This is a genomic window from Acetivibrio sp. MSJd-27, from assembly GCF_018918095.1.
Lineage (GTDB): Bacteria > Bacillota > Clostridia > UMGS1840 > HGM11507 > HGM11507.
On record NZ_JAHLPV010000002.1, the window covers coordinates 120,516 to 146,331 of the forward strand.

General features: G+C 44.3%; 25 protein-coding genes. 15 read left to right on the forward strand and 10 right to left on the reverse strand.

The window, feature by feature from the left end:
• Positions 1-41 precede the first annotated feature (41 nt).
• The 3 genes from KQI32_RS01620 to KQI32_RS01630 all read right to left on the reverse strand — a co-directional run bounded on the left by KQI32_RS01620 (position 42) and on the right by KQI32_RS01630 (position 3,510).
• On the reverse strand, positions 42-1,178 hold the full coding sequence (locus KQI32_RS01620; protein WP_216423679.1) for a DHHW family protein: 1,137 nt from the start codon (positions 1,176-1,178) through the stop codon (positions 42-44).
• An 11-nt stretch (positions 1,179-1,189) separates the two neighbouring features.
• Positions 1,190-2,587 carry an MBOAT family protein gene (locus KQI32_RS01625; RefSeq protein ID WP_216423680.1) on the reverse strand — a complete coding sequence of 466 codons (1,398 nt, stop codon included), beginning with the start codon at positions 2,585-2,587 and terminating at the stop codon, positions 1,190-1,192.
• 182 nt (positions 2,588-2,769) lie between these two features.
• Positions 2,770-3,510: a DUF4358 domain-containing protein gene (locus KQI32_RS01630; RefSeq protein ID WP_216423681.1), complete on the reverse strand. Its 741-nt coding sequence runs from the start codon at positions 3,508-3,510 to the stop codon at positions 2,770-2,772.
• A gap of 380 nt (positions 3,511-3,890) precedes the next feature.
• Here KQI32_RS01630 and KQI32_RS01635 point away from each other — a divergent pair, with 380 nt between their 5' ends.
• A complete protein-coding gene (locus KQI32_RS01635) occupies positions 3,891-4,508 on the forward strand; it encodes an AAA family ATPase (RefSeq protein ID WP_177691318.1) in 618 nt (205 codons plus the stop codon).
• A gap of 149 nt (positions 4,509-4,657) precedes the next feature.
• Here KQI32_RS01635 and KQI32_RS01640 read toward each other — a convergent pair whose 3' ends face one another.
• The 3 genes from KQI32_RS01640 to KQI32_RS01650 are packed head-to-tail and all read right to left on the reverse strand — an operon-like array spanning position 4,658 to position 6,217.
• The gene (locus KQI32_RS01640) at positions 4,658-5,170 is read right to left on the reverse strand and encodes a VanZ family protein (protein ID WP_308167025.1); all 513 of its coding nucleotides are present in this window, start codon (positions 5,168-5,170) and stop codon (positions 4,658-4,660) included.
• Between the two features lie 20 nt (positions 5,171-5,190).
• On the reverse strand, positions 5,191-5,514 hold the full coding sequence (locus KQI32_RS01645) for an AzlD domain-containing protein (RefSeq protein WP_177691316.1): 324 nt from the start codon (positions 5,512-5,514) through the stop codon (positions 5,191-5,193).
• Positions 5,507-6,217 (reverse strand): AzlC family ABC transporter permease, encoded by a 711-nt coding sequence (locus tag KQI32_RS01650; protein ID WP_216423682.1) that lies wholly within the window; start codon positions 6,215-6,217, stop codon positions 5,507-5,509. Before KQI32_RS01650 ends, KQI32_RS01645 begins: the two co-directional genes overlap by 8 nt.
• Before the next feature lie 180 nt (positions 6,218-6,397).
• Here KQI32_RS01650 and KQI32_RS01655 point away from each other — a divergent pair, with 180 nt between their 5' ends.
• From KQI32_RS01655 to KQI32_RS01665, 3 genes are read left to right on the forward strand one after another with little or no spacing between them, the layout of a single operon-like run.
• A complete protein-coding gene (locus KQI32_RS01655) occupies positions 6,398-6,757 on the forward strand; it encodes a GntR family transcriptional regulator (protein WP_177691314.1) in 360 nt (119 codons plus the stop codon).
• 16 nt (positions 6,758-6,773) lie between these two features.
• Positions 6,774-7,676, forward strand: a complete 903-nt coding sequence (locus KQI32_RS01660; protein ID WP_216423683.1) for an ABC transporter ATP-binding protein — start codon at positions 6,774-6,776, stop codon at positions 7,674-7,676.
• Positions 7,651-9,702, forward strand: coding sequence for a DUF6449 domain-containing protein (locus KQI32_RS01665; protein WP_216423684.1), 2,052 nt, complete (start codon positions 7,651-7,653; stop codon positions 9,700-9,702). Before KQI32_RS01660 ends, KQI32_RS01665 begins: the two co-directional genes overlap by 26 nt.
• Before the next feature lie 117 nt (positions 9,703-9,819).
• Here KQI32_RS01665 and murC read toward each other — a convergent pair whose 3' ends face one another.
• On the reverse strand, positions 9,820-11,238 hold the full coding sequence (murC, locus tag KQI32_RS01670) for a UDP-N-acetylmuramate--L-alanine ligase (protein WP_253290974.1): 1,419 nt from the start codon (positions 11,236-11,238) through the stop codon (positions 9,820-9,822).
• 427 nt (positions 11,239-11,665) lie between these two features.
• Here murC and spoVG point away from each other — a divergent pair, with 427 nt between their 5' ends.
• From spoVG to KQI32_RS01710, 8 genes are all read left to right on the forward strand, one after another.
• A complete protein-coding gene (spoVG, locus tag KQI32_RS01675; RefSeq protein ID WP_216423685.1) occupies positions 11,666-11,950 on the forward strand; it encodes a septation regulator SpoVG in 285 nt (94 codons plus the stop codon).
• A gap of 112 nt (positions 11,951-12,062) precedes the next feature.
• A complete protein-coding gene (glmU, locus tag KQI32_RS01680) occupies positions 12,063-13,445 on the forward strand; it encodes a bifunctional UDP-N-acetylglucosamine diphosphorylase/glucosamine-1-phosphate N-acetyltransferase GlmU (RefSeq protein ID WP_216423686.1) in 1,383 nt (460 codons plus the stop codon).
• 1 nt (position 13,446) lies between these two features.
• Positions 13,447-14,400 carry a ribose-phosphate pyrophosphokinase gene (locus KQI32_RS01685; protein ID WP_177691308.1) on the forward strand — a complete coding sequence of 318 codons (954 nt, stop codon included), beginning with the start codon at positions 13,447-13,449 and terminating at the stop codon, positions 14,398-14,400.
• Positions 14,401-14,488: 88 nt separating this feature from the next.
• On the forward strand, positions 14,489-15,088 hold the full coding sequence (gene pth, locus KQI32_RS01690) for an aminoacyl-tRNA hydrolase (RefSeq protein ID WP_177691307.1): 600 nt from the start codon (positions 14,489-14,491) through the stop codon (positions 15,086-15,088).
• Positions 15,081-15,383, forward strand: a complete 303-nt coding sequence (locus tag KQI32_RS01695; protein WP_177691306.1) for a Dabb family protein — start codon at positions 15,081-15,083, stop codon at positions 15,381-15,383. Before pth ends, KQI32_RS01695 begins: the two co-directional genes overlap by 8 nt.
• 41 nt (positions 15,384-15,424) lie before the next feature.
• Positions 15,425-18,883: a transcription-repair coupling factor gene (gene mfd / locus KQI32_RS01700; RefSeq protein WP_216423687.1), complete on the forward strand. Its 3,459-nt coding sequence runs from the start codon at positions 15,425-15,427 to the stop codon at positions 18,881-18,883.
• A 173-nt stretch (positions 18,884-19,056) separates the two neighbouring features.
• Positions 19,057-20,061: a peptidylprolyl isomerase gene (locus tag KQI32_RS01705; RefSeq protein ID WP_177691304.1), complete on the forward strand. Its 1,005-nt coding sequence runs from the start codon at positions 19,057-19,059 to the stop codon at positions 20,059-20,061.
• Between the two features lie 43 nt (positions 20,062-20,104).
• A complete protein-coding gene (locus KQI32_RS01710) occupies positions 20,105-20,881 on the forward strand; it encodes an epoxyqueuosine reductase (RefSeq protein ID WP_216423688.1) in 777 nt (258 codons plus the stop codon).
• A 134-nt stretch (positions 20,882-21,015) separates the two neighbouring features.
• Here KQI32_RS01710 and KQI32_RS01715 read toward each other — a convergent pair whose 3' ends face one another.
• From KQI32_RS01715 to KQI32_RS01725, 3 genes are all read right to left on the reverse strand, one after another.
• Positions 21,016-21,282 carry a hypothetical protein gene (locus KQI32_RS01715; protein WP_177691302.1) on the reverse strand — a complete coding sequence of 89 codons (267 nt, stop codon included), beginning with the start codon at positions 21,280-21,282 and terminating at the stop codon, positions 21,016-21,018.
• 264 nt (positions 21,283-21,546) lie between these two features.
• Complete coding sequence (locus tag KQI32_RS01720) at positions 21,547-21,975, reverse strand: hypothetical protein (RefSeq protein ID WP_216423689.1); 429 nt, start codon at positions 21,973-21,975, stop codon at positions 21,547-21,549.
• 14 nt (positions 21,976-21,989) lie between these two features.
• Positions 21,990-22,238: a hypothetical protein gene (locus tag KQI32_RS01725; protein ID WP_177691300.1), complete on the reverse strand. Its 249-nt coding sequence runs from the start codon at positions 22,236-22,238 to the stop codon at positions 21,990-21,992.
• 692 nt (positions 22,239-22,930) lie between these two features.
• Between KQI32_RS01725 and KQI32_RS01730 the strand changes: the two genes are divergently transcribed.
• From KQI32_RS01730 to KQI32_RS01740, 3 genes are all read left to right on the forward strand, one after another.
• The gene (locus KQI32_RS01730; RefSeq protein ID WP_177691299.1) at positions 22,931-23,407 is read left to right on the forward strand and encodes a metallophosphoesterase; all 477 of its coding nucleotides are present in this window, start codon (positions 22,931-22,933) and stop codon (positions 23,405-23,407) included.
• A gap of 9 nt (positions 23,408-23,416) precedes the next feature.
• Positions 23,417-24,136, forward strand: a complete 720-nt coding sequence (locus tag KQI32_RS01735) for a biotin--[acetyl-CoA-carboxylase] ligase (RefSeq protein ID WP_177691298.1) — start codon at positions 23,417-23,419, stop codon at positions 24,134-24,136.
• A 228-nt stretch (positions 24,137-24,364) separates the two neighbouring features.
• On the forward strand, positions 24,365-25,579 hold the full coding sequence (locus KQI32_RS01740; protein ID WP_177691297.1) for a helix-turn-helix domain-containing protein: 1,215 nt from the start codon (positions 24,365-24,367) through the stop codon (positions 25,577-25,579).
• The last annotated feature ends 237 nt before the right edge of the window (positions 25,580-25,816 follow it).

Below are 25,816 nucleotides of genomic sequence, written 5' to 3' on the forward strand. Positions count from 1 at the left end.
TATAGAAAGACTGCCGCAGGTTCTTGTGCGGCAGTCTTTCCCTATTTTATATAAGCGCTGATTTTGAACAGATTGGTATCCGAAGCAAAGTTGGAGGCGCTGTAGAGCATCAAAACATCGGTGATTCCGTTTTCTTCCAGATAAGCGACGGGATCCAGATTATAATAGCGCGGATCGATCATATGGATCTCTTCATAATGATTTGCAAGAAAGGGGACAATATTGTGCGCATAGGAATCCTTGAAAACAGCCAGCTTTTTTCCGTTTTGAAGGGAACTGGTGATTTTGGTAATGGGGTGGTTTCCGCCCAGATACATGACATATTTGTCCTTCTGGCTGAGCGCTTCCAAATCGTAAAGCCCCTCTAATTTTTTGTTTTCTCCAATAAATTCGGTAGTGAAGCTGATATCAAAATTGGGCTCGAACAGATAGATGGTATCGGGCTCAATATCCGGCAGAGTTGCCTCCGACCAAGTTGTGCCGTAAAAGGAACGGGACATTTCTCTGACGGTGAAATCCTCTATCCGGTAAGGAGCGAAGCCCAGTTCCTGTGCCAGGACTTGATACGTATAATAGCCTCCGTAGGCTGTCTGGTGGTGATCGGTGCGGTAATAGATATACTCCTCCCTGTGCTCATTCAGAACCGGATAGGGATCGATGAGGGCAACCCCGCTTTGCTCAAACAAGGAAGAAGTCAGAGAGACAATGTCCCGCTGAACGGGCTGGTAAGCATATGCCGGAAGCTTATCTTTTTCTATCTCATAAGCGGTGGGAACCAAGGCAACTTTGATGTTAAATTTGTCAAGGCTGCTAAGCTTTTTGACGGCCGCTGTATTGGTGCTTAAAGTACGCAGATCCAAAGCCGGAACTTTCTGTATCAGATAACTGTCTTTTCCAAAATAAACCCCGTTATTTTCTCTCTTTCCGGCAGCGCGTTCTGCTCCGGCTTTGATTGTGATAAAGAAATCCCGGCCGATAAACTGGTCGGTCGAATAGCTTTCAAAGTCAGTCATAAAGTCGCCGGAAAGGATGCTTTCTGCCGACGGCATGGGAAACTGTGCCAACGGCCGGTTTTCGTTGTCGGAAAAAGCTTTCTGAGGCGTTGCCACATTGACAATGCAAAAAGTGAGCAGCACAGCAGAAAAGAGAATACAATACCATTTATTTAGTTGTTTCACGGCGGCACCTCCTAAAATCTGAAGTATAGAAACGGGTTGTAGGTGGAATCCACCAGATAAGCGGTGCAGAGAAAGAATAGGATCATCGCAAGAATGGGAACGATCACATTTCTTTTCCCTGTGGCAAACCTGCGCATCCATTGTGCCGGCTGGGGCAGGCAGCCAATTATCATGATGATAATTACCGGGAAAAAGGAAGAAAGCTGATACAGGAATGTAGCGTCCATGAATCCTCCCGCACCAAAGCCATACAATGTTTTCAGATAAGCGAGCAAATCGGGCATGGATTCTACCGCATAAAAGGTCATTCCGGTAATCACCACCAGCAACGCGTAAAAATGCTGGAAAAATGCCGGTATCTTCTTAAGAAGCTTTCCGAGAAAGGCTTTCTCCAGAGCAATAAACACGAAGAAATAAAGCCCCCAAAGCACAAAGTTCCAGTTGGCGCCATGCCACAGACCAGTCAGAAACCAGACAACCAGCAGATTGAAGAAAACCCGCGGCAGCTTCACCCGGTTCCCGCCCAGCGGAATGTATACATATTCCTTAAACCAGGTGCCAAGGCTGATATGCCATCTGCGCCAAAATTCAGATATGCTTTTGGAGATATAGGGATAATTGAAATTTTCCATAAATTCAAATCCCATCATCCGGCCGAGACCAATGGCCATGTCAGAATAACCTGAGAAGTCAAAGTAAAGTTGCAGCGCCATAGCGATGATTCCAAGCCATGCCGTCATCGTAGACAGTTCGCCGGCAGGCAGAACTTTTATGGTGTCCCAGAGAAAACCGATATTGTTGGCAAGCAGAACTTTTTTTCCTAGGCCTGTCATAAATCGGGAAATGCCGGAGGCGAATTTATCATAACTCTCCTCCCTGTGTACCAGCTGCTCGGCGATGGTGTTATACCGGACAATCGGGCCTGCGATTAGCTGAGGAAACAGGGTTACATATGCTCCAAAGGCAAAAACGTTCTTCTGTACCGGCGCGTCGCCGCGGTATACGTCGATAGAGTAAGACATTGTCTGAAAGGTGTAGAAGGATATCCCGATGGGAAGCGGCAGGTATAGAAGCGGAATGGAGAGGCCAAACAGGCTGTTTATATTGTTAATCATAAAATCGGCGTATTTGAAGAATCCGAGAATAGCCAAGTTTCCCACAATCGCAATGATGAGAATCACCTTGGGCAGAATGCTCCGCTCCCTGTACCGGTCGATCAGATAACCGTTGGTGAAGTCAAACACAGTGGAAAACAGCATAATAAGTACATAGATTGGTTCACCCCATGCATAAAAGACAAGGCTGACCAGAAAAAGCGTCACATTTCGGAATCGTTTCGGTGTGATAAAATACAGCACCAGTGCCACGGGAAGAAAATAAAACAAAAAAAGCACACTGGAAAAAACCATAGAATCCCCCTTCATAAGCATTGGATTATTTCAATGAACAAGCGTTGCGGCATCCTTTCCCCTGGAATGGAAGAATTCGAATCAACGCCCAAAGCATATTACATAATTTGCAGGGCAGGAACGGTTCCCTGCCCTGCATCAAAAGAATGTTATTTTATAGCGTATAGATAGAATGCGACATTCTATTTTAATGCGGCGTTAAACGCGCTGACTGCTTTATTCTGACTGTCCGCACAGACAAAAGCAACGTATAAACCGTTGGAAGTGATCACGGATTGTTTTACTAGCTCATACTGTTCCGGCAGATAAGATTTCCACTGTTCAATCAATTTGTTTTTCCGATTTTGCAGGGTTTTCTTCGCCTCGCTGACGCCTGCGGAGTCTTTTGCTTTGATCAGAATAATTTCATTGGCGTGAACTCCCATCATGGAGCCGTAAACCAAAACATCCTCATACTTTGATTTGTCAATCTGATACACATTTCCGATAAAGTCGTCGGGAATCTGGGACAGTGAATAGGAATCCGCTGGCAGAGCTCCGATCATTTTGTTCATCAGGGCGGAAAGGGTGACGGACGGAGCAGGTGCCTGAGTGGGTGTCTGGGCAGTCGACTGTCCTCCATTGCTGCCGCCGGATGGAGTTCCGTTGGAAGAGGAATTATTTGAGGCTGGTTTCTTTGTCGGGTTTTGCGCTGGTTTTTTTGTGGGATTAGAACCGGTTCCCGTGGCGGCATCTTCATTGCCTTGAGCGGGGCTGTTCTCGGGGGTAGTGGCCGGGTTCTCCTGCGGGACTTCCGTCCCTTCAGGGGATGCGGTTTCGGTAGGTTCCGGCGTGGGAAGGGGCTCCTCGTTTTTGGAACAGCCCGCAAAAGCGGTCCCTGCCAATATAGCGGAAAGAATCAGAGCGATTGTTTTTCTTTTCATAGGTTATGTACCTCCTTAATGGCTTGTAATCATTTGTATTTATAGACGGGGGATTTAAAAAAAAGTTTCATATTTTTAGAAGAGAAATTTATTGTGCTTTCCGCATAAAGTATGGAACTCATTCTTTGCAGACGGCCGAAACCATTTTTATTTTCCCGAGGAAGACTGTATTTCCTCTGAATCGCTTCATAGCAGGGCAACACCCCTTATTGAGAGGAAACGCTTTTATAGCGGCTTTTGCCTTGCAAAAGTGTCTCATTCTTGTTATAATAAATAAAAAGAGTCTTTTTCGGCAAGCGGAAACTTGCCAATTTCATACGATTCATTTTCAGCCTGCCGGTTTGAAAATCGAATCACAAAAAAATAAAAGAGGTGATCGTATGAGCAATCTGGTTATTACCATTGCAAGACAATTTGGAAGCGGCGGCAGAGAGATCGGAAAAGCATTGGCGGATAAGCTGGGGATTGAGTTCTATGACCGGGAGCTTCTGCGCCTGGCCGCAAAAGAGAGCGGCATTGATGAAGAACTGTTTGAAAATGCGGATGAACAGCCCTCCAACAGTTTTTTGTACTCCGCGGTTATGGGAAACCATGTTTCACTCAACAGCTTTTTGGGCTATAACGACTGTATCACCAACGATAAACTTTTTATCTTCACCATTGAAACGATCCGGAAGCTAGCACAGGAAAAGTCTTGTGTCATTGTGGGAAGATGCGCTGATTATATCTTAAAGGATCACGAGAATTGTGTCAACGTGTTCATTCATGCCAATTATGAAGATCGGCTAAAAACAGTGATGGAGACCAAAGAACTGACAAAGGAACAGGCCAAGAGTCTAATCAAAAAGACGGATAAGCGCCGTTCCGCTTACTACAGCTATTATTCCGACAAAACCTGGGGTGATGTGAACGAGTATGACCTGTGCGTCAACTCCAGCAATCTGACCGTTGAGAAAGCGGCTGATGTCATCGATTTTTATATCAAAAACAGAAAATAGCTGCCATTTAAGAAGCAAAATGAAATCCCGCTGAAAAATTTTTCGGCGGGATTCTTCTATTCCGAATAAACACGAAAGGCAGGTAATTTGATAAAGCAACTGTCTATGTAATATGAAAATCTATATCGGGAAAAATTTTGCAAGGCGGGCTATATGTTTGCAAGAGTGAGTAATCCCAGAAACAGGATTACTGTGGCTGTACCGATTAAGCCCAGCACATTCAGGAATTTTATTGTTTTGTGTTTCCATATCTTTGACAATAGGATAAATGTTCCAACCCCAAGAATGCCGCCCAAGGTATTCCCGAGCAAATCCGTAATATCACTTGCACCCAACGCAAAGATATACTGTAAAATCTCATAGGACAAGCTGACCAAAGCGATTGAAAGAATTTTTTTGGATACACTTCCTTCCGGAGAAATCATGGATAAATAAATCCCAAACGGAAGAAAGGCAATCACATTTAAAAGGATTTCCGCAACATCAACGCTTCCATTCACAACAAGGGAACCGGCGAAAGGAATCAGATTAACGCTTCTCTGATGCATTCTTTGAAGCAATGAGAGATTCGTTTCCATTTTAAATAGAATGATCCATGTCAGCACCGCTAAATAAATCCCGCACAATACGATGGTGGTCTTTTTGCTTTTTATGATATACACCTCTTTTTTGAAGAGTTTTGCTATAGGGACAGCAGATGCAGAACCTGTTCCACCAGGAACACGGCGGCTGCAGATGCGAGAGAAACGGTAAGCAACCCCTTTTTCTTCCAGGCAAGCAGCAGAGCCACAATAAATCCGATTCCTGCAGACACGGTGTTTCCAGTTGCATAGAAAATAGCCGGAAAGGTCATTGCACCTAAGACGGTAAAAGGCACATAGCTCAGGAAAGAGCGAATGTAGATATTGGTAATCCGTTTCTTGAAAAGTGTAATGGGAAGCATCCGTATGAGATAGGTTGTAAGCGCCATAACTGACACGGCGGCATAAATCTTAAAGTTACTCATTTTCCATGCCTCCCTTCAGCGGAAAGCAGACAGCGCCAATTCCGGAACTTACCAGTGCGGCGATAATCACAATCCACCCTACCGACAGTTCTTTCAATACAGGCGTAAAATAAAAAAGACAGCTGATTGCAATAGCCGTCAATGTCACGACGGTGATGGGTTTGGATTCTTTGGCTGGTTCCACAATGATTGCAATAAACATGGCATACAGCATAATGCCGAGGGCATTTTGGATGCTTTGCGGAAAGATATTTCCGCTGTATGCACCCAGAAAGGTTCCCAATGACCATCCAATGATTGGCAGAGTCATTAGTCCCATAAAATAAGTAAAATTAAAATCCATCTTCCGCTGGGACGCTACCGCAAAGATTTCATCGGTGATTCCGAAGGACAGAATTGCCCGCTGGTACCATGGAATCCCCTCCTCTATTTTTTGAGAGAGAGAAAAGGACATCAGCATATAGCGTATATTGATGATAAATGTGGTAAGTGCCAGTTCCAAGAGTGTTCCGCCTGCCGCCAGAATATTGACCCCTGCAAATTGTCCGGCTGAGGTCAGATTGGTAAACGAGATCAGAACCGATTGGAATATGTTTAATCCGCATTGAAACGCAATGATCCCAAATGCAAATGAAACAGACAGGTATCCAAGACCGATTGGGAGTCCGTCCTTTACGCCGGTAAAATAATGATTATTTGTCATGTGCAGTCCCCCTGTTTCTTTCCAATATGATAGTATGTTCCTGGCTTTCTGTCAAGGTTTCCGGAGGGGATTCGGAAAAATTTCTAAAATTTTTATTGACAATTTGAAAAGAATCGGTTATATTATGACTGTATTAACTGTATTATTAATCATAGTACAGATGGAGAAAGGAGTGGTATCTTGTTTACGCTGGATTATACCGAAAAAAAAGCATTGTACGAACAGGTGAAGGACAAGATGAAAGACATGATCCTAAACGATATACTCAAAGAGAACGATCAGCTGCCGTCCGTCAGAGAGCTATCCATGCAGCTTACACTGAATCCCAACACCATCCAGAAGGCATACAAGGATCTGGAGACGGAAGGATATATTTATTCGGTCAAGGGAAAGGGAAATTTTGTCGCGAGGGTCAGCACCATCAACCGAAACGAAAAGTGTACGGCACTATACCGGCAGATGAAAGAGCTCGTCCGGGAACTGATCTTCATTGGGGAGACCAGAGAACAGATAACCAGTCAGATGGAAGCATTCTTTTAAAAGGGAGGGATAATCTTTGATTCAGGTAAATCATATTACGAAATATTTTGAGCAGTTCAAGGCACTTGACGATCTTTGTCTGCATGTGAAAAAGGGTTCTGTCTATGGCTTGATCGGTCCAAACGGAGCTGGGAAAACCACCGTCATAAACCATATTACCGGTGTTTATCGTCCCAATGGCGGAGAGGTACTGGTGAACGGTCAAAACTGTTATGAAAATACAGCAGTAAAGCAAAAGCTTCTCTACATACCGGACGACCTTTATTTCTTTGCAACTTTTTCCATCCAGCAAATGGCGAAATTTTATGCCGAAACCTATAAGGATTTCAACTGGGAGCGCTATGAAACGTTAAAACAGGTGTTCGGAATCCATGAGAAAAAGCTGGTCAGCAAGCTGTCAAAGGGAATGAAAAAACAGGTTGCGTTCTGGCTCGCAATCAGTTCCATGCCGGATGTGCTTGTTTTGGATGAACCGGTGGACGGGCTGGATCCTGTTATGCGGAAAAAAGTCTGGAACCTGGTTGTGCAGGATGTGTCCGAACGCCAGATGACGGTTTTGGTATCCTCCCATAATTTACGTGAACTGGAGGATATCTGCGATACCGTAGGAATTCTCCACAGAGGGCATATGCTGCTGGAAAAGGAGCTGGATGATTTAAAGGGTGACATCCACAAATTTCAGGTTGCCTTCCCGCAGGACGGCGCTGTGGAACAGCTGGAAAAAGAATTGGAAGTTCTGCACGTCAGCAAAATGGGTTCCGTTAGCCTGCTGATTATCAAGGGCGACCGAAAAAAGATCAGCGATAAAATCGCGGAATACAATCCATTGATTTCGGATTCCGTTCAGCTTACGCTGGAAGAGGTATTTATCTATGAGTTAGGGGGGATTGGTTATGACATCAAAGACATCTTTATTTAACAAAAGCATATTTCTAAATAACCTCAGAAGGCTTTGGTGGGGTTCTCTTCTCTACTTTATCATTTTGGTACTGGTCATGCCGATGCAGATTTCCATGTCAGGAGTCACCTATTATGCGGAATTCCAACAGGCAAGCAACCCGCCTTCCGTGTTTGACTCACTTCTGTTCCGGAACTCTTTTTCGCTGTTTGCGATTGGGCTTTTGATTGTCGTACCGGTGCTGGTATCCCTGCTGCTGTTCCGCTATCTGCACGTGAAGAAGCAGGCGGCGGCCATCCATAGCTTGCCGGTGACGCGGTTGAGCCTGTTTGTGACCAATTTTGTGTCCGGTATTGTTCTGATGTATCTGCCTATCCTGTTAAACGGCATCATTTTGATGTGTTACTGTACGTTTGGCGGCTACTGTTCGGTTATGCCGATGACTAGTATTTTTGCGTTTGTGGGGCTTCAGCTTCTGTTTTCCGCTGTTTTGTTCGCTGTCCCTGTCTTTTTCGCAATGCTTACAGGGAACACCATTTTGCAGGTCATCTTTACATATGCTTCCTATTATCTGCCCATCGGGCTTTGTACGGGCGTCTCTTACCTGATGAGCTTGGTTCTGTTCGGCTACCGGGATAATATCACTTTTCTGGATCCTTTGTTTGAGCAGATTCCGATTTTCCAGCTGATACGTGCTTTTAATGGAGATCATACCTTTGGCGCAATTGACGTGATTTTTCTGCTGATACTTACCGTTTTGCTGCTTGTGTTTGCCTATCTGTTTTACCGCCGAAGAAATCTGGAAACAGCCGGGGACGCTATCAGCTTCCAATGGCTGAAGCCGGTTTTCAAATATCTCGTGACCATATGTCTCTGTGTTCTGGTGGTAACCTACTCATCGGCTTTAAACAACCAAATCTCTGTCCTGACCGGCATTTTGTTCCTAACAGCGGCTGTTGTCGCTTACTTTGGAAGTGAAATGCTGATGCGGAAAAGCTTTCGGGTCTTTCACTGCTGGCGGGGCTTTCTGGTTTTTATCGCCATTGTCGCGGTCATTTCGGCCGGCGTGAAGGCGGATGTTTTTGGTTACGAAAAACGCATTCCGGATATCGCCAATGTATCGTCTGCCTCTTATGGCACGGAAGATATGAACATACGGGATGCTCCGAAGTTTCCGGTTGCACCGGCGTCTGCCTCTTATGGCACGGAGGATATGAACTCTCTAACGGAAGATTTTGCAACAAATACCGAACGGGTAGAGGGGGAAGTCGACAATCCGGAAACGATTCAGCTCATCGCCGATGTGCACCGCTCTATCATTGCACACAAACAGGAACTTCTGGAAGCTCCATATCCGGATTCTGCCGGAAACCGCCGCTATTACAGAACCATCAGCTACCGTATGAAAGACGGAGAGATCTTCACCCGCCACTACCGAATCGATGAAGCAGTGATAGAGGACGCACTAAAACCACTGTATGAAAGTCAGGATTATAAGAAGGCTTATTTTGACGTGGTCCGCCGTTTTCAGGATACTGATTTCACCAGTGCGGAAATACACAGCTCCTACAGTTATTCCATGGACAGCGACACGGCAAAAGAAGTTTACCGGCTGGTTCTTGCAGATATTGATACACTTGGCTATGAGGATATTAATCCAGCGGATAAAGATGTGCTGTGCACTGTGAGTTTTACAAAAATGGATGATAAAAAGCAAACCGTTGCGCGCAGCGCGGATATCCATATAACCCCCAACTTTAAAAACACCATTGCCTATCTGCGGGAACACAATATCTATCAAAGAGTTGTCATAAGTCCCGCGAATGTAGAAAAAATCATGGTCAGCGTTCTCAATGAAACAGTTGGCGAGGTGACAGATAAAGAAGCGATACGAAAGCTTCTTGAAGACTACCGAAAAGGAAATTTTCTGAAAAGTGTCACGGGGGAGGAAAATTATGAAATCATTGCAGTGATGGAAAACGGAGAACAGTTTTCACTGGGTGTTATGGACACCGCCCCTTACTTTATGAAAACACCCGCCGAATAAGAAGGTTTTTCCATCCGCTTTACTTGCGGCAGAATCCGTTTTCGAACCCCTGGCTCCCTTAAAAAGGCAGACACATCAAAATTCATTGTGTGTCTGCCTTTTCTTTGCGGCTCTATTTTAGCCGACGGTTATTTTATTTTTCGATGGATTTTCGTCCGCTGTCCCCTGCTTTAAAAGCATCTCGCCAATCTGAAAGACATTTCCGGCACCCACGGTTATCACAAGATCCCCTTCCCCGGCCCGCTGGCTGACATAGTCAACAATCTGTGTAAAATCAGAAAGATAAACCGCTCCTTCAATACGCTCAGCCAAGTCCTTGGAGGAAATGCCGTAAACATTTTGTTCCCGGGCAGCATAAATATCGGTAATAATCAGTGTTTCCACGCCGCTTAAGACCTTCACAAATTCGGGAAATAAAGCTTTGGTGCGAGTGTAAGTATGGGGCTGGAATATCAGGTAAAGATGATTGTATTCCATGTTGGATATGGAATTTAGTGTGGAGGCGATTTCGGTAGGGTGATGCGCATAATCATCGTAGACCGCGGCGCCTTGAAACATACCCTTGCGTTCAAAGCGGCGTTTCGCACCTTCGAAATGTTTTAATCCCGCCGCAATATCATCAAAACAAACGCCTAGAAGCAAAGAGCAAAGTGTTGCGGCCAGCGCGTTTAAAATGTTGTGACTTCCCTTTATAGCAAGCTCCGCTCTGCCCAGCTTTTTCTCTTCATAGATCACATCAAAGGACGGGTGTCCCTCTCTGTCATAGGTAACGTTTTTGGCATAAATGTCATTCTCTTCACGCATACCGAAGGTATAAGTTCTGTGCTTTATCGCCGGCCGGATTGCACGGCAGTTTATATCGTCGCCGTTCAGAAGGACAAAACCGTTTTCATCGGTTCGATCGGAAAATTTCAGAAAGGCGGACTTGATATGCTCAATATCCCTGAAATAGTCCAGATGGTCTGCTTCAATATTCAGGATCACAGAAGCGTAAGGATAAAATTGCAGGAAGCTTTCCACATATTCGCAAGCCTCGCAGATAAAATAATCCTTTTTTCCGATATTTAGATTGCCCTCAATTCGGTTGAAATCTCCTCCTACCGATACGGTAGGATCCAAACGGGCATCCAAAAATATGCTGGCTATCATGGAGGTTGTCGTCGTTTTTCCGTGGGTTCCCGCCACGTTAACGGGATAGTGGTATCCGCGCATCATTTCGCCCAAAAGAACACAGCGCTCCACCGTCAGAATCCCTTTTGCTCTGGCCTGGCGCAGTTCCTCGTTGTCCTCATGAATCGCCGCCGTGTAAACCACCAGATCAAAATCCCTGATATTTTCTGCCGCATGTTTGTAGATCACTTTTATACCAAGCTGCTCCAACGCTTTTGTATTGGAAGAGATATTGGCGTCAGAGCCGGAAACGGTGTGACCGTCATGAAAGAGAAGCTTGGCAAGAGAGCTCATGCTGACACCGCCGATTCCAATAAAATGAATCCTGCTGTTTTTCTGCCTCAAAACATCTATGACTGAATGCAAGGAAAATTCCTCCTATCATTAATCTTATTATATATTATATAAAATAAACTGACAATTAGTCAAACAAAATCCCCAAAAAACATAAAAAAGCTGAAAAATCAGAGGAAACCGGTGAGAGTATTTGAAACATAAATTCATTGTACGGTTAACTTCCCTCCTCTTTTGATTGGCAGTCTTCAAAAGTTGTCATTTATCAGCATTCCACTATGAAAATGGGATGATTTTCCTCAAAAAATCATATTAGGTTTGACGCTCTAACGCTTCGTATGAGTGAAAAATCAAAAAAACATTTTACAAATTGAAAAATTTGTGTATAATAGAAATATACATAGGTTTTTCAATTAAGATTTGGCAGACGGCTGTTAAAAAAGTGGTTGCAATAAAAGGTGGGACAGGCGTTAAGTCAGTACAGGGAGGTGACAGAGGAATGAATATCACAGATATTCGTGTTCGTAAGGTGAATTCTATCGGCAAGATGAAAGCTGTGGTTTCTATTACTTTGGATGATTGCTTCGTGGTTCATGACATTAAAGTAATTGAAGGGCAAGAAAAGCTTTTTATCGCTATGCCAAGCAGAAAAACACCGGAGGGGGAATTCAAAGATATTGCCCATCCGATCAACACCGAAACGAGGGAATTGCTGGAAACGAAAATTCTGGCGGCCTACGAGGAAGCTCTTTTAGAAGCTCCGGAAGACTCAGAAGAAGAATAATTATGAAAATTTGGAGAGTGTATGGCCTATACGCTTTCCAAATTTTATGTTCAAAACAAGTTGGCAATGTATGGAATGTGAAAAATCAAATATCTTGGAGAGTGTTTATTGTATGGATCGTTTTTCCGCTGTCATTCTGGCGGCCGGTGAGGGCACAAGAATGAAATCGTCCACCCCGAAAGTTCTGCACAAAATTCTTGGAAAACCAATTATCAGCTGGATTGTGGATGCACTGACCACGGCACAGGCTGATGATATTCTCACTGTGGTCGGCCATGGGAAAGAGCAGGTAATGGAACATTTGGATGGAAAAGTAAAATTCGGTGTGCAGAAACAGCAATTGGGTACAGGTCATGCCGTCATGCAGGTGAGAGATCAGATCGGCAGTTCTTCTACCGTGCTGGTTCTCTGTGGCGATACGCCTTTGATCGGCAGCGAGAGCATCAATGAAATTTATGAGCATCATAAAAATGCCGGCAACAGTGTCACCGTGGTCTCTGCGGAGCTGGATAACCCCTTTGGCTACGGCCGTATTGTCAAGGATGGCTCCGGCAATCTTTTGAAAATCGTTGAGCAAAAGGATGCTACGCCGCAGGAAAGTTTAATCTGTGAAATCAATTCAGGAATGTATATGTTTGAAAAATCCGCACTGCTGGGTGCTTTGGATTCCCTGCGCAATGATAACGCTCAGGGAGAATACTATTTGACGGATACCGTGGAATTGATTTTAAAGGGCGGTGGGAAAGCGGGCACCTATATCATGAAAGACTCCCGGGATATTCTGGGAATCAACAATAGGGTGCAGTTGGCGGAGGCCGCAAAAATTCTAAAGCAGAGAGTGAATGAAAATTATATGCTTGACGGCGTCACCATTGTTGACCCGGAAAACACTTACATAGAACCGGGAGCGGTGATCGGAAAAGATACAGTTATCGAACCCAACTGCCAGATAAAAGCAGGGAGCCATATTGGGAGTGAATGTGTTATCGGACCGGATACAATAATAAATAACAGCACGGTCGGTGACAGGACAACCGTATTAAAAGCGGTTGTCAATGACAGCAAAATCGGCGCTGATACAACGGTAGGGCCATTTGCCTATATCCGCCCGAACAGTGATATCGGAAGCCATGTCAAGATCGGCGATTTTGTGGAGATCAAGAAATCCATAATCGGCGACAATACAAAAGTATCCCATTTAACATATATCGGCGACGCACAGGTTGGGGAGCGGGTAAATTTCGGTTGTGGTACCATCACCGTCAATTATGACGGAAAGAACAAATTTCAGACTGTGATAGAGGATGACGCGTTTATCGGCTGCAATACCAATCTGGTTGCTCCAGTGACGGTGAGGGAACATTCCTTTATTGCGGCAGGCTCTACCATTCACAAAGAAGTCCCGAAGAATGCCCTTGCCATTTCCAGGGTAAGGCAGGAAAATAAAGAGGAATGGGTTTTAAAACGGGATGAAAAACGAAACGGAGGAAAATAAAATGATAACTCACGGTAAGGACATTAAGATCTTTGCTGCAAATTCCAATCCACAGCTTGCGAAGGACATTGCCAACATCCTGGGGGTGGATGTCGGGCAGTCTATCATCAACCATTTTTCCGATGGTGAAATTGCTGTGAACATCTATGAAACTGTCCGCGGATCTGATGTTTTTGTTGTGCAATCAACCTCAAACCCCGTAAATGACAACTTGATGGAATTATTGATCATGATCGATGCGTTCAAGCGTGCTTCCGCCGGCCGTATCACTGCGGTCATTCCGTATTTCGGATATGCGCGGCAGGATAGAAAGGCGAAAGCCAGAGATCCGATCTCCGCGAAACTGGTTGCTGATCTGCTGACAGCAGCGGGAGCGGACAGGCTGCTCACAATGGACCTGCATGCTCCGCAGATTCAGGGATTCTTCAACATTCCTGTTGACCATTTGCTGGGTTCCGCTGTCCTCTGCCCGTATTTTGCGGAAAAATATGCGGATTATGATAACCTGTGCATCGTTTCTCCGGATTTGGGAAGCGTTACCAGAGCACGGTTCTATGCGGATAAGCTGGACTGCCCCATCGCCATCATTGATAAACGCCGTCCCAAGGCGAATGTCTGCGAAGTGATGAATATCATCGGCGATGTGAAGGATAAACATGTTATTATGATTGACGATATGATTGATACCGCCGGAACCATCGCGAACGCTGCAAAAGCGCTGAAGGATCGCGGTGCTATCACAGTAAACGCCGCCTGCACTCATGCGGTATTCTCCGGCCCTGCCATTGAACGTCTGGAGCAGGCGCCGTTTGACGAGGTTGTTATTCTGGACACCATTGCCCTGCCGGAGGAAAAGAAGCTGGACAAAGTGAAAATCCTTTCTGTTGCGCCGGTGTTTGCGGAGGCTATCGATCGGATTTATGAGGATCTGTCCGTCAGCACACTGTTTGTGTAAAAAAGCAAAAATGAAATAACGGAGGGGGGCTGTTGAAAAGACAGTCCCTTTTGGGCGTTTTCTAACGCCGGCGAAAGGAGGACAACATATGAAAATCATTGCGGCTCTGGGAAATCCGGGCAAACAATATGAATTTACACGGCATAACGCCGGTTTTTTGATGGCGGATTTTTATGCCCAAGAGCATAACTTCTCCATAAACCGGATAAAATTTAAAGGGCTGACTGGAGAGATCATGATAAACGGTGAAAAAATTCTATTTTTAAAGCCGCAGACCTTTATGAATCTGAGCGGTGAAAGTGTCCGGGAAGCCGCTGATTTCTATAAAGTACCCCCCGAGGACATCCTCGTTATCTATGACGACGTGTCCATGGAATTGGGAAGACTCCGCATCCGCAGAAAAGGAACGGACGGAGGACATAACGGCATTAAAAACATTATCTATCACATGCACAGCGATGCGTTTCCCCGCATAAAAATCGGGATAAGTGAGAAGCACTTTGGGGACTTGAAGGATTTTGTCCTCTCCCCTTTCTCAAATTCCAGTCTGGAGGTATTGCGGGAGATTGCAAAAATCAATATGGGTGTGATAGACACTTTTATAAAAGATGGGGTAGATGCGGCGATGAACCGTTACAATGCCACGAACCTGGGAAAGAAAGAAGAAGGAGAAGAAACCGATGATTAAACATATCGTTATGTGGAAATTAAAAGAGAACGCAGAGGGAAAAACCAAAGAGGAGAATGCGGAAATTATCAAAAACGGCTTGGAGGGTCTGAAAGAAAAACTGGATTTTCTGCGGGCTGTTGAGGTGGGCATCAATTTCAACGCAAGCGAAATGGCATATGATGTAGTGCTCTATACCGAATTTGACTCCAAAGAAGATTTAAACCGCTATCAAAATCATGAGGAGCATTTGAAAGTCGCAGGCTATGTACGCAAGGTGAATGCGGCCAGAGTTGTGGTTGACTATGAGGTCTAATACCTGAAAAAACAGAATATATTGAAACGGGAGGTGATCATTTGGACGGATTTCAGACACTCTTTCATCAGATAGAGGCCTATGAAAACAGCCTGTCTTATTTAAAAGAGAAAAAAACACCTCTGAATATAACGGGGATTACGGATCAGGCGAAAGCGCACTATATTTCCGGCTTAAAAGAAGCCGTGGGGAAAAATATCCTTGTGGTTATGAAGAACCGCCAGGCTGTTCGGAACATGAACCAAATGCTGGCCTTTTTTGGTGTGGACAGCCATATTTTCTGGGAACGTGATTTCAATTTTTATAACATTGAAGCGCAATCGCGGGAAGTCTCACAAACCCGGATTACATGTCTTTATCAAACGCTGGAGCCGGGTACAAAAATTTATCTGGCAACACTGGAATCTCTCACTCAGCCTATTCTGCCGAAACAGCGGCTCGCGCGGGAAACGTTCCGGATTGGAGATATGCTTTCGGTTGAAGAATTCACAAAATGCCTCACGGTTTATGGGTATAAAAATGAGGATGTAGCGGAAAGTCCGGGCCAGTTTTCCCTCCGGGGCGGCATTCTGGATATTTTTCCTTACACCGCATCCCAGCCGTACCGGATTGAGTTGTTTGGGGATGAGGTTGACTCTATCCGCACCTTTGACGAAAAAACACAGCTGTCCCTGGAAAACCGTCAGGAATTTACAGTCACAGTGGCGGCCGAGATTCTCTTTGACGATGAAGAGAGAAGGCGGATTATCAAGGAACTCAAACAGAAAGAAAAATCCACGCGGAAGGCCAATCTGAAGGAACAGCTGCAGGAGGATATCGAGCACTTTCAAAGTCAGCGCTATTTCGGTGCGATGGACCGTTACCTGGATATCATTTATCCGGCTGGAGAAACCTTCCTCTCCTATTTTTCTCTCGAGGATACTATCATTATTGTGGACGAACCGCTTCGTCTTTCCGAGACCAAGGATGCCCTTATGATGGAACAGGCACAGACAATTACCATGCATGTGGAAAATGGTTTGCTGAGGAAGGGAATCAAACTGTATCACGATTATTATGATATGTTAAAACGGATGCTTGCATTCCCCTTTATGGGAATTTCAAGCGTCCTTTCCTCCTGTCCGGATTATCATCCGGTGGCTTCCCTTTCGGTATCCGCCATTGACACGCCCAGCTATTATGGGAAAATAAATTTGTTTGTCAGCGATGTGGAGAGCTATCTGGAAAAGGGATATCAAGTGGTTGTCCCGGTGGGAAGCAGCAAGCTGGAAAATTTCAAGACGCTTCTGTCCTCCAACGGAATATTCAGCAAGACATCGGACGGAAAGGATTTTCCACTCCGAAAAAAGGAGGTCGTACTGCTCCCTAAAAAAGGAGTTTCCGGCTTTTGCTATCAGGAAAACCGATTTGTCCTCCTTTATGACGCATCCATCTTTGGAAGCTATAAAAAAGAACAGAAGAAGAAAAAGAAACAAGGGGAAAACGCCATCACCTCCTTCGCGGATTTGAAGGTGGGGGATTATGTGGTGCACAATGTCCATGGAGTCGGTCAGTATGTCGGGATTGAGAAACTGGTCGTGGAGAAGGTGAAGCGGGATTATCTGAAAATCAAGTATCAGGGAACCGACTGCCTTTATATACCGGCCAGCCAGCTGGACAGCTTAAACAAATACATCGGCGCCGGAGAAAGGAACATCAAGCTGAACAAACTGGGCGGAGCAGACTTTGCCAAAGTGAAAAGCAGGGTAAAAAAGGCCTGTGATGACTTGGCGGAGAAGCTGATCGCCCTTTATGCGGAACGGGAAAAGAAAGAGGGATACGCCTTTTCCTCCGACTCGGACATGCAGACCATGTTTGAGCAGACTTTTCCTTATCAGGAGACCGAAGATCAATTACGCAGCATAGACGAGACAAAACAGGATATGCAAAGTCCCCGCCCGATGGATCGTCTGCTCTGCGGTGATGTGGGCTACGGGAAGACAGAGGTAGCGCTTCGCGCCGCATTCAAGGCTGCCGCTGACGGGAAGCAAACCGTTTATCTTGCTCCTACCACTGTATTGGTACAGCAGCATTACAACACTTTTAAACAGCGGATGGCAGATTTCCCGATCAATATTGAAATGATTTCTCGTTATCGAACCCCCAAGCAGCAGAAAGAAATCATTCGGAAGATGCGTTCCGGTGAGATTGATATTCTCATTGGCACCCACCGGGTTCTCTCCAAGGATTTAGCATACAAGGATCTGGGACTTCTGATCATAGATGAGGAACAGAGGTTTGGCGTAGAGCATAAAGAACGGATCAAGGAACTGAAAAAAAATATTGACGTGCTCACTCTTACGGCAACGCCGATCCCCCGCACCCTTCACATGTCGATGCTGGGTATCCGGGATATGAGTGTGCTGTCTGAACCGCCCAGCGACCGTTTTCCCGTGCAAACCTATGTGATTGAATATAATCCCATGATCATCAAGGAAGCCATAGAAAAGGAACTTTCCCGGGGCGGGCAGGTCTTCTATCTTTATAACCGGGTAGAGGGAATCAACAAAGTTGCCGCCAGGGTAAAGGAGCTGTGTCCGGATGCCACGGTGGCGGTTGCTCATGGTCAGATGAGCGAGGGGGCGATGGAAAAAACATTTATCAATATGCTTAACGGAGAGATTGATGTTTTAGTTTGCACCACCATCATTGAAACAGGGCTGGACATTGCCAATGCAAACACCATGATCATCGAGGACAGCGACCGTCTGGGCCTGTCTCAGCTTTACCAGCTTCGTGGGCGGGTCGGCCGTTCCAACCGTCTTGCATACTGCTATCTCACCTATCAGAAAAACAAAGCATTGACCGAGCAGTCGGAACACCGTTTGAAAGCAATTAAGGAGTTTACTGAATTCGGTTCCGGCTTTAAGATTGCCCTTCGGGATCTGGAAATCCGGGGCGCGGGGAATGTTTTAGGTGCAGAACAGCACGGCCATATGGACGCAGTCGGTTATGATATGTATTTGAAAATTCTGGAGGAGGCTGTCCGGGAGAAAAAAGGCGAGCAGTCCAAGCCGGAAGCCAGTGCTCGTATTGATATTAAGGTGAACGCTTTCATTCCGGATACCTATATCAAAAACCACGATCTTCGCATGGATATGTACAAGCGTATTTCCTCCATTCGTTCCGAGGAGGACTTATCGGATACGCTGGACGAGCTTCTTGACCGGTTTGGGGATATTCCTGAAAGCGTGGCCAACTTGACGGATATCGCATATATCAAGGCTGTGGCGGAAACACTGGGGATCTGTGAAATCAACGACACAATGAGTTCTGTCACTTTCCTGTTTGAAAACGCGGAAAGTCTGAACTTTGAAAAAATATCCAAAATCGCCGGGCAGTATAAGGGGCGGATTCTTATCAACGCGAACAATAAACCCGGATTTACTTACAAAACAAAAGGCGGTGAACAAAACCGCAAAATCGAAAATATTAAAAATATATTACAAATGCTGAAATAACCGTTACAAACATACCTTTTTATTGTATAATAACCTCACAAACCTCTAAGACATTAAAAATGCCAAGAGCTTTAGAGAATATTGAGGCGCAATATTGCAGCGGCGGCAATCGCCTTCATGGTTGCGTTATAGATAATCTCTATAAACAAATTAAGATAGAAGGAGTGTAAAAAATGAAAAGGACAATCGCAGCCCTGCTTTGTCTTATTATGGTGTTTGGAGCAGCCGGTTGCTCTATTGTTGACCCTACCGTTCTCACTATAAATGGGACAACCGCGGATTTACCGGAATATAATTATTATCTTGCCATGCTGAAAATGCAGGTGACCCAATCCGTCAGCGCCGATCAGCTTGATATCTACTGGGATACGGAAAAGGACGGGAAAACCACCTTTGAGATATTGAAGGACAAAGCTCTCACGGAAATGACCAACATGCGTATCGTATCCGAGAAAGCCAAGGAATTGGGGATTACGATGGAATCACAGGATTCCCAGATGGTTTCCCAATACAAGCGTCAGATGCTGGGGCAAACGTCCGAGGAGACTTTTTACAAGGAGACAAACACCAATCAAAAAGCTTTTGACAACATTATCCGCATGATGCTGCAGCGTACTGCGCTTCTTCAGCAGCTGATGATGGATGAAAACTCTGGTTTCAAAGTATCTGAAGATTCCATTAAAAAGACCTTTAATGAAGAATACTGGAAAGCGAAACACATCCTTATCAAAACCGTAGATGACTCGAACAATCCTCTTTCGGAAGAACAGCAGAAAGCGGCACAGGAAAAAGCAAAGAGCATTTTGGAAAGAGCGAAAAACGGCGAGGACTTTGATGCCCTGATGAATGAGTTTTCTGAGGATCCAGGGAGCAAATCCCAGCCAGACGGCTATATCTTCACAGCTGGAGAAATGGTTGCAGAGTTTGAAGACGCAACGAAGAGCCTGGAGCCGAATCAAATTTCCGATCTGGTAAAGACCAGCTATGGTTATCATATCATCAAAAGGCTTCCTTTGAGCGTGGAAACTGATCAGGAAAAATATGACGAGATGAAAGAAAACATATATAATGCAGCTGTAACAAAAGAACTGGACAGACAGATTGAAGAGTGGAAAAAAAGCATGACGATTGAAGTGAACCAATCTGTGGTGGACAAAATTACAAAGGATCAAATTTAGGAAAAAAGAGAGAAGATTTTCTTCTCTCTTTTTGGTAAGAAAAATGTTTTTAGATGATTTAAAAAAGGAAGCGCTGGCTCATAAAATTGAATATATTCACATTCTGCCCTTTTCCTATGAGAAATATAAAAGTGTTGTTGTCGCTCTGCTTCCCTATTATGCGGGAGAATATTTCTCATGCCTGTCACGTTACACAAGGGGGCTTGATTATCATGTTGCAGGAAAGCAAATTCTTAACGGTATCCTGGCTCCGCTGGCACAGCGGTATGAATTTTCTTACCGTGTTTATGTAGACATCTCTCCCTTGGATGAGAGGAGGCTTGCACTGAAGGCAGGATTAGGCTTTCTGGGCAAAAACAATCTGGTTATCAATGAAAAATATGGATCCTATTGCTTCATTGCAACCGCGGTGACGGAGATGGAGGTCGGAACGGAACCACAGCCAATTAAAAACTGCATCGGCTGTGGCGCTTGTATCCGTCATTGTCCGGGAAAGGCAATCAGTGAGGAAAGTGTTGATTACCTGCGCTGCCTGTCCCGGATCAACCAGGAGAAGAAAATTTCAACCGGACAGGCGGATCTTATCAGCCGGCAGGAATCCTGCTGGGGATGTGATATCTGCCAAACGGTTTGTCCCTGCAACCGGAATCCGAAAATTTCTCCTATTTCAGCATTTACAAGAGAGCTGATTTTAAACATCAGCGACATTGACAGCCTTTCCAACCGTACATTCCGGCAAAAATACGGAAAATATTCCTTTGCTTATAAGGGTAGAGCCATTGTGGAGAGAAATTTGAAGCTGATAAGGAATAAACATTAGAGAGGCGAACCTTCATGCAACAGGATTAGGTTTTTGTTGAAAAAGTGGGAAAACACAAGGCGATGAAGTTATTTAAAATATCAGGAATAGCGGACGGCTATCAGCCGTCCGCTGTTCTTCTGCTTTTTATGTATTTATCTTAAGAATAATAAGGCAATTAATGCCACTATCAGGAGCCAGTCATTACAATCCTCATAGAGTAGAAAGAATAGAAGTCCGATGATTACAATATCATCCACAGCCACATTTTGAAAAAGGCCCCCTGCCAAACTATCGGTTTTCACCTCGGGCTGTTTTTCTTCTTCCTGCGGAGCCTGTGCAACGTTTACATCCTTTGGAATTAAGCGTTCCTCATAAGGGTAAACTGGCTTTTCCTCATTGGTGCTATAAGTACGATACATCCAATACCATCTCCCGTTTATAACGAAATGAAGATATTCCCCGCCCTATAAGCGGCGGATCCCTTCCTTTTTCTGTGGCAGTGTAACCCACCACAGAAGCGTTGAATGACGGGGCTACACCCCTTATTGAACAAGATGAATGCTTTTGTAAAGCAAAAACCACCTTAAAAGCGTTTCAACCTCGCGAAGCGGGGATATTTGTACGCCGCTTGCTCATAAATTTGTATCTGACCCTCTATAGGGATGGGGACATTATAGGCGAGGTTATTTTATATTTCGAATTCCAGAAGAAAAGTTCATCACCTGAATCAGCCGTACCATCATGTCAATTCCGGACGATCTTCCCCCTGCCATAAAAGGTTTTATGGCATTGAGCAGTACAATCCGATTATCGCTTGTATCATTGAAACGGTCCATCATATTTTTTGCCTTGACCAGCATTTCCATATTTTCTGGAGTGAATCCCGTTCCGCCCAGCAAATCGCCCAGATTTCCCAAACTGCCGCTTTGTCCGCTGTTTTGATTTGAATTGTTTGGCTGACTGGGCTGTGATGTGGAATCATTTTGGTTTTGCTGGCCGCTGCCGCCGTTATTTCCAAGCAGGCCGGAAAGCATATCCTCCATCTTTTCTTTGGCGCCGTCCTGGGAAAGCATATTCATCAGATTTCCCAGCATATCATTGTTATTCGCCATAGCATCACATTCCTTTACTTAAGATCGTTCAACTTTCTTAATAAAGTTTCTTTATCCATATGACTGAGCATATTCTCCAAATCCTGATTGCTGATATTTTTACTGTTAGCCATATTGCCCAGGCGGTTGAGTAATTCCTCTTTACTCATACCGTTAAACTGCTGCATCAACTTTTGTTTTTGCTGCTCAGTCAGCATATTGTTGATGGCATTTTTCGCTTTCATCAGCGTATTGGGGTCAATGTTTTTAAAAAAGTCATTCATACGTTTTAGGCTCCTCTGATATAAGCATGGAACACAGTATACAGACTTAGCCACTGTGCTCCATACTTAGGATGAAGGTGACTTAAATTATTCTCTCAAACAGTTTTAAGTCACCCGTGATGTATCTTTACTTTATTCTTATGGTACCGGAAGGTTTAATATGCAAAAAGTACTAAAAAAACAAGGATGAAAAACAGAATCGAGCTGTTGTTTCCACAGCAGTCATCTTCACAGCCACAGTTATTTCCGCAGCCGCATCCTCTGCCACCAAAAAATGAATTTAAGAATCTCATAGTTAGTCTCCTTTCAATATTCATAAAAAAGGGGGGCACTAATATTTTATTCCCCTTCCTATTTTCGGTGCATAATAAATAGTTGAAAGTTAAAATTAGAAATGTTATAATAACCTCACGAACCTCTAAGGCATTAAAAATGCCCAAGAGTTTCGGAGAACATTGAAACGCAATATTCCGGCGACGACAGCCGCCTTCATTGCTGCGTTTTAGATAACCTCACGAAGCTCTAAGACATTAAAAATGCTCAAGAGCTTTGGAGAACATTGAAAACGTTTGCGCAGCAAAAGTTACCTTAATGGCGTTTCAACAGAGCAAAGCGCAAGATTATGTTTGCCGCTTGCTCTTTTAACAAGGTATCCACCACTTCAGAAATAGGAGATATACAGCGAGGTTATAATGAAACGAATTGTATTGTTCTCCGATTCCCACGGCAGAACAGAAAATATCAAAAATATACTCAGACAGATACCAGGGATAGATTATGTGCTGTTTTTGGGAGACTGCCTGCGGGACATCTATCCAGTTGAACAGATGAATCCGGACATTGTTTTTCATTATGTCCCTGGCAATAATGACTTTAGCGTTTCTCTTCCAAGCGAAAAGACAGTTGAAATTGGAGGGGTGCGTATTTTTATGGCACACGGGCACCAATATCAAGTGAAGATGACCTGTGACCGCATCTTTTACCGGACGGGAGAGCTCCAATGCCAAATTGGACTGTTTGGACATACACATCGTGCGGTTAAGGTGCAGGACGATGGTATTCTTCTGATGAATCCGGGAAGTGTTTCTCTGCCTTACGGCGGGAATCCGTCTTACGGCATTATTGAGATCGAAAACGGCAGCCCGTCTGCTGATATATTATATATTTAGAGGTTTTTTATGTTCCGTTATCTTTATATTGATCAAGTTTCTTCGACCAATGACTATGCAAAAGAACTGGGACTGCAAGGGGACAATAATATTGCCGTCATTGCGAAGGAACAAACCAAAGGCAAGGGAAGGCTGGGGCGCAGCTTTTCCTCCCGTCAAAATAATGGTTTGTACCTATCTCTCCTTTTTCAGCCGGAAGACCCCCTGCTTGTTCCTGTTATCGCAGCGCTCAGTGTTTATCAGGTTATCGCGAAGTACAGCAGAGATCCGGTATCTATTAAATGGCCCAATGATATTTTGGTTAAAATGAGTCCAGCGGATAAATACAAGAAAATATGCGGTATTCTCTGCGAATCTTTTGTAAGAGAGAAGCGTTTCCATGTCATCTGCGGCATTGGCATCAATATTGCAAATGATTTTTCCGAGGAATTGAAAGATATTGCAACCTGTCTGCAGGATCATTGTGATTTTGATGGCACTGCCGGGGAGTTGGGGCAGGAAATATGCCGTATTTTTGAGACTCTGATGCAAAAAGAAAAGCCGCAGTTGATTGCAGAATACAAATCGCATCTGAGAAACTTAAACCGCAAGGTCCGTGTCCTGAAAGGACAGGATGAAATCATCGGTACCTGCACCGATTTGAACGAAAAAGGGGAACTGTTGATACAAACTGCACAGGGGGAACAGATCACGGTTCATTCCGGGGAAGTTTCTATCCGGGATTTATAAACCTTGTTCTATGCCATCCGATTTTGTACGCGGTGGGTATCTAATCCCATTTCGCAAGGTCGAAACGCTATTAAAGTAGCCTTTGCTACGCAAAAGTTTTCAATGCAATCTTGTTATAACGAAAGGAAGATGTCCCTGTCTGTGCTCAAAAAAGTTTTTTGGACAAGCCCTCTGCAAGATGGTTCTTGAAATTCACAGTCCTATTCTCAGAAAAGGAATGAAAATATTATGCCAAAAGAAAATTTCAATCTACAAGAAAATACAGTGTTGAGAGAAGGGTTAGAAGACTTCTCCCTTTCCAGCGGCATAAATTCCTTTGCAGTGAATACAAAAGGGAAGCTTGTTTTGTCTTATCAGGCTTTTTGTCCCTTATCGAAACACCAATTCCCCGAATGCAAAGAGTGCGAGCAGCATTTTCGATATGGCTGCTTCCATTCCAGTTACTTGAGGGGGCAATTTCAATTTTTCTGTCCGGTAGGGCTTTTGTTTCTCATCTCACCTGTCGCTGTTGGAAACAAATTGGAAGGGGCTGCTGTCGCCGGACCATTGTTAACAAGGGATTTTAAAGAGATTGAGCCGCTTGGATCTCACCGCAAGGCAGAGATGACGAGGGCGATTCAAACCATTCCTGTTGTAAAACCGGAAAGAGTTTTCGCTCTTTCCAAGACACTCTATTACCACATTTCATATGCCTTTGAGTACATTTTGCCTGGCGGCGCAAAAGCCTTCTCTCTGTTTAATGCCTTGCTCTCCAATTTTAAAAATCTTTTGGCCAATCAAAAGGGGCTGATTTGTTTTTCAAGGATTAGGGAAAAAGAGCTTATAGGCTTTATTGAAAAAGGAGAACGAGGGAAAGCGGAACAGAAAATTCACATGATTTTGGACTATTTTTACGTTGTATGTGACGGAAACTTCGATATGTATCGAATTCATATGCTGGAGTATCTCATGTTCCTGAGTTATATCGCATCGAAAAACAATACTGCCCCTGAACAAATCCTTGGAATGAATTATTCTTCCTTGAATTTGCTTCGGGAAATCAGAAATATGGAGCAGCTTCAGGACTGGCTTGAGGGTGTTTTGCAACACTTTTTCGACTGTGTGTTTGCCCAGAGCCAAGTCAAACATGTAAATATCATTTATAATGCGATCCAGTATGTACAGAAGAATTACAACCAAAAAATATATCTGGAGGATGTAGCTGGTATGATATATCTGAATCCCTCCTACTTCAGCAGAGTGTTCAAAGATGAGATGGGAGTAACATTTCACAGCTATCTGACCAACTACCGCATAGAGATGAGCAAAAAATTTTTACTGGATCCATCCATCCCAATTCTATCGGTTGCATCGCTGGTAGGTTTTGACGATCAGAGTTACTTTACGAAAGTATTTAAACGCAAGAACGGAGTGACGCCGAAAGTGTTTCGGAGCCGGAACTAAAAAGTGCTGCAGCGGATTGCTTTTCTTTTCAAGTATTTTCGATTTTATCCTCCGATGAAATAATTATAGAAGGAACAAAGATTTATTTTGCAGTCAAAAGGGCATACTGTATCTGAGGTGACTAACTATTAAAAGTCAAGACATTTTTAAAAAAATTAAGTAATTGAAAAATAGGCGCACTTAAACAAGCCCTATGTTTCAAGGACTAAAAAAATATTAGATAAAGATTATCTCAAA

Excerpts from the sequence above, each read along its gene's own strand:
- KQI32_RS01735 (WP_177691298.1), top strand. The coding sequence starts at position 23,417 with ATGTTCCGTTATCTTTATATTGATCAAGTTTCTTCGACCAATGACTAT.
- KQI32_RS01630 (WP_216423681.1), bottom strand. The coding sequence starts at position 3,510 with ATGAAAAGAAAAACAATCGCTCTGATTCTTTCCGCTATATTGGCAGGG.
- KQI32_RS01685 (WP_177691308.1), top strand. The coding sequence starts at position 13,447 with ATGATAACTCACGGTAAGGACATTAAGATCTTTGCTGCAAATTCCAAT.
- spoVG (WP_216423685.1), top strand. The coding sequence starts at position 11,666 with ATGAATATCACAGATATTCGTGTTCGTAAGGTGAATTCTATCGGCAAG.
- KQI32_RS01710 (WP_216423688.1), top strand. The coding sequence starts at position 20,105 with ATGTTTTTAGATGATTTAAAAAAGGAAGCGCTGGCTCATAAAATTGAA.
- KQI32_RS01665 (WP_216423684.1), top strand. The coding sequence starts at position 7,651 with ATGACATCAAAGACATCTTTATTTAACAAAAGCATATTTCTAAATAAC.
- KQI32_RS01650 (WP_216423682.1), bottom strand. The coding sequence starts at position 6,217 with ATGACAAATAATCATTATTTTACCGGCGTAAAGGACGGACTCCCAATC.
- KQI32_RS01715 (WP_177691302.1), bottom strand. The coding sequence starts at position 21,282 with ATGTATCGTACTTATAGCACCAATGAGGAAAAGCCAGTTTACCCTTAT.
- KQI32_RS01695 (WP_177691306.1), top strand. The coding sequence starts at position 15,081 with ATGATTAAACATATCGTTATGTGGAAATTAAAAGAGAACGCAGAGGGA.
- KQI32_RS01740 (WP_177691297.1), top strand. The coding sequence starts at position 24,365 with ATGCCAAAAGAAAATTTCAATCTACAAGAAAATACAGTGTTGAGAGAA.
- KQI32_RS01635 (WP_177691318.1), top strand. The coding sequence starts at position 3,891 with ATGAGCAATCTGGTTATTACCATTGCAAGACAATTTGGAAGCGGCGGC.
- pth (WP_177691307.1), top strand. The coding sequence starts at position 14,489 with ATGAAAATCATTGCGGCTCTGGGAAATCCGGGCAAACAATATGAATTT.
- KQI32_RS01625 (WP_216423680.1), bottom strand. The coding sequence starts at position 2,587 with ATGGTTTTTTCCAGTGTGCTTTTTTTGTTTTATTTTCTTCCCGTGGCA.
- KQI32_RS01725 (WP_177691300.1), bottom strand. The coding sequence starts at position 22,238 with ATGAATGACTTTTTTAAAAACATTGACCCCAATACGCTGATGAAAGCG.
- KQI32_RS01705 (WP_177691304.1), top strand. The coding sequence starts at position 19,057 with ATGAAAAGGACAATCGCAGCCCTGCTTTGTCTTATTATGGTGTTTGGA.
- KQI32_RS01730 (WP_177691299.1), top strand. The coding sequence starts at position 22,931 with ATGAAACGAATTGTATTGTTCTCCGATTCCCACGGCAGAACAGAAAAT.
- glmU (WP_216423686.1), top strand. The coding sequence starts at position 12,063 with ATGGATCGTTTTTCCGCTGTCATTCTGGCGGCCGGTGAGGGCACAAGA.
- KQI32_RS01645 (WP_177691316.1), bottom strand. The coding sequence starts at position 5,514 with ATGAGTAACTTTAAGATTTATGCCGCCGTGTCAGTTATGGCGCTTACA.
- KQI32_RS01720 (WP_216423689.1), bottom strand. The coding sequence starts at position 21,975 with ATGGCGAATAACAATGATATGCTGGGAAATCTGATGAATATGCTTTCC.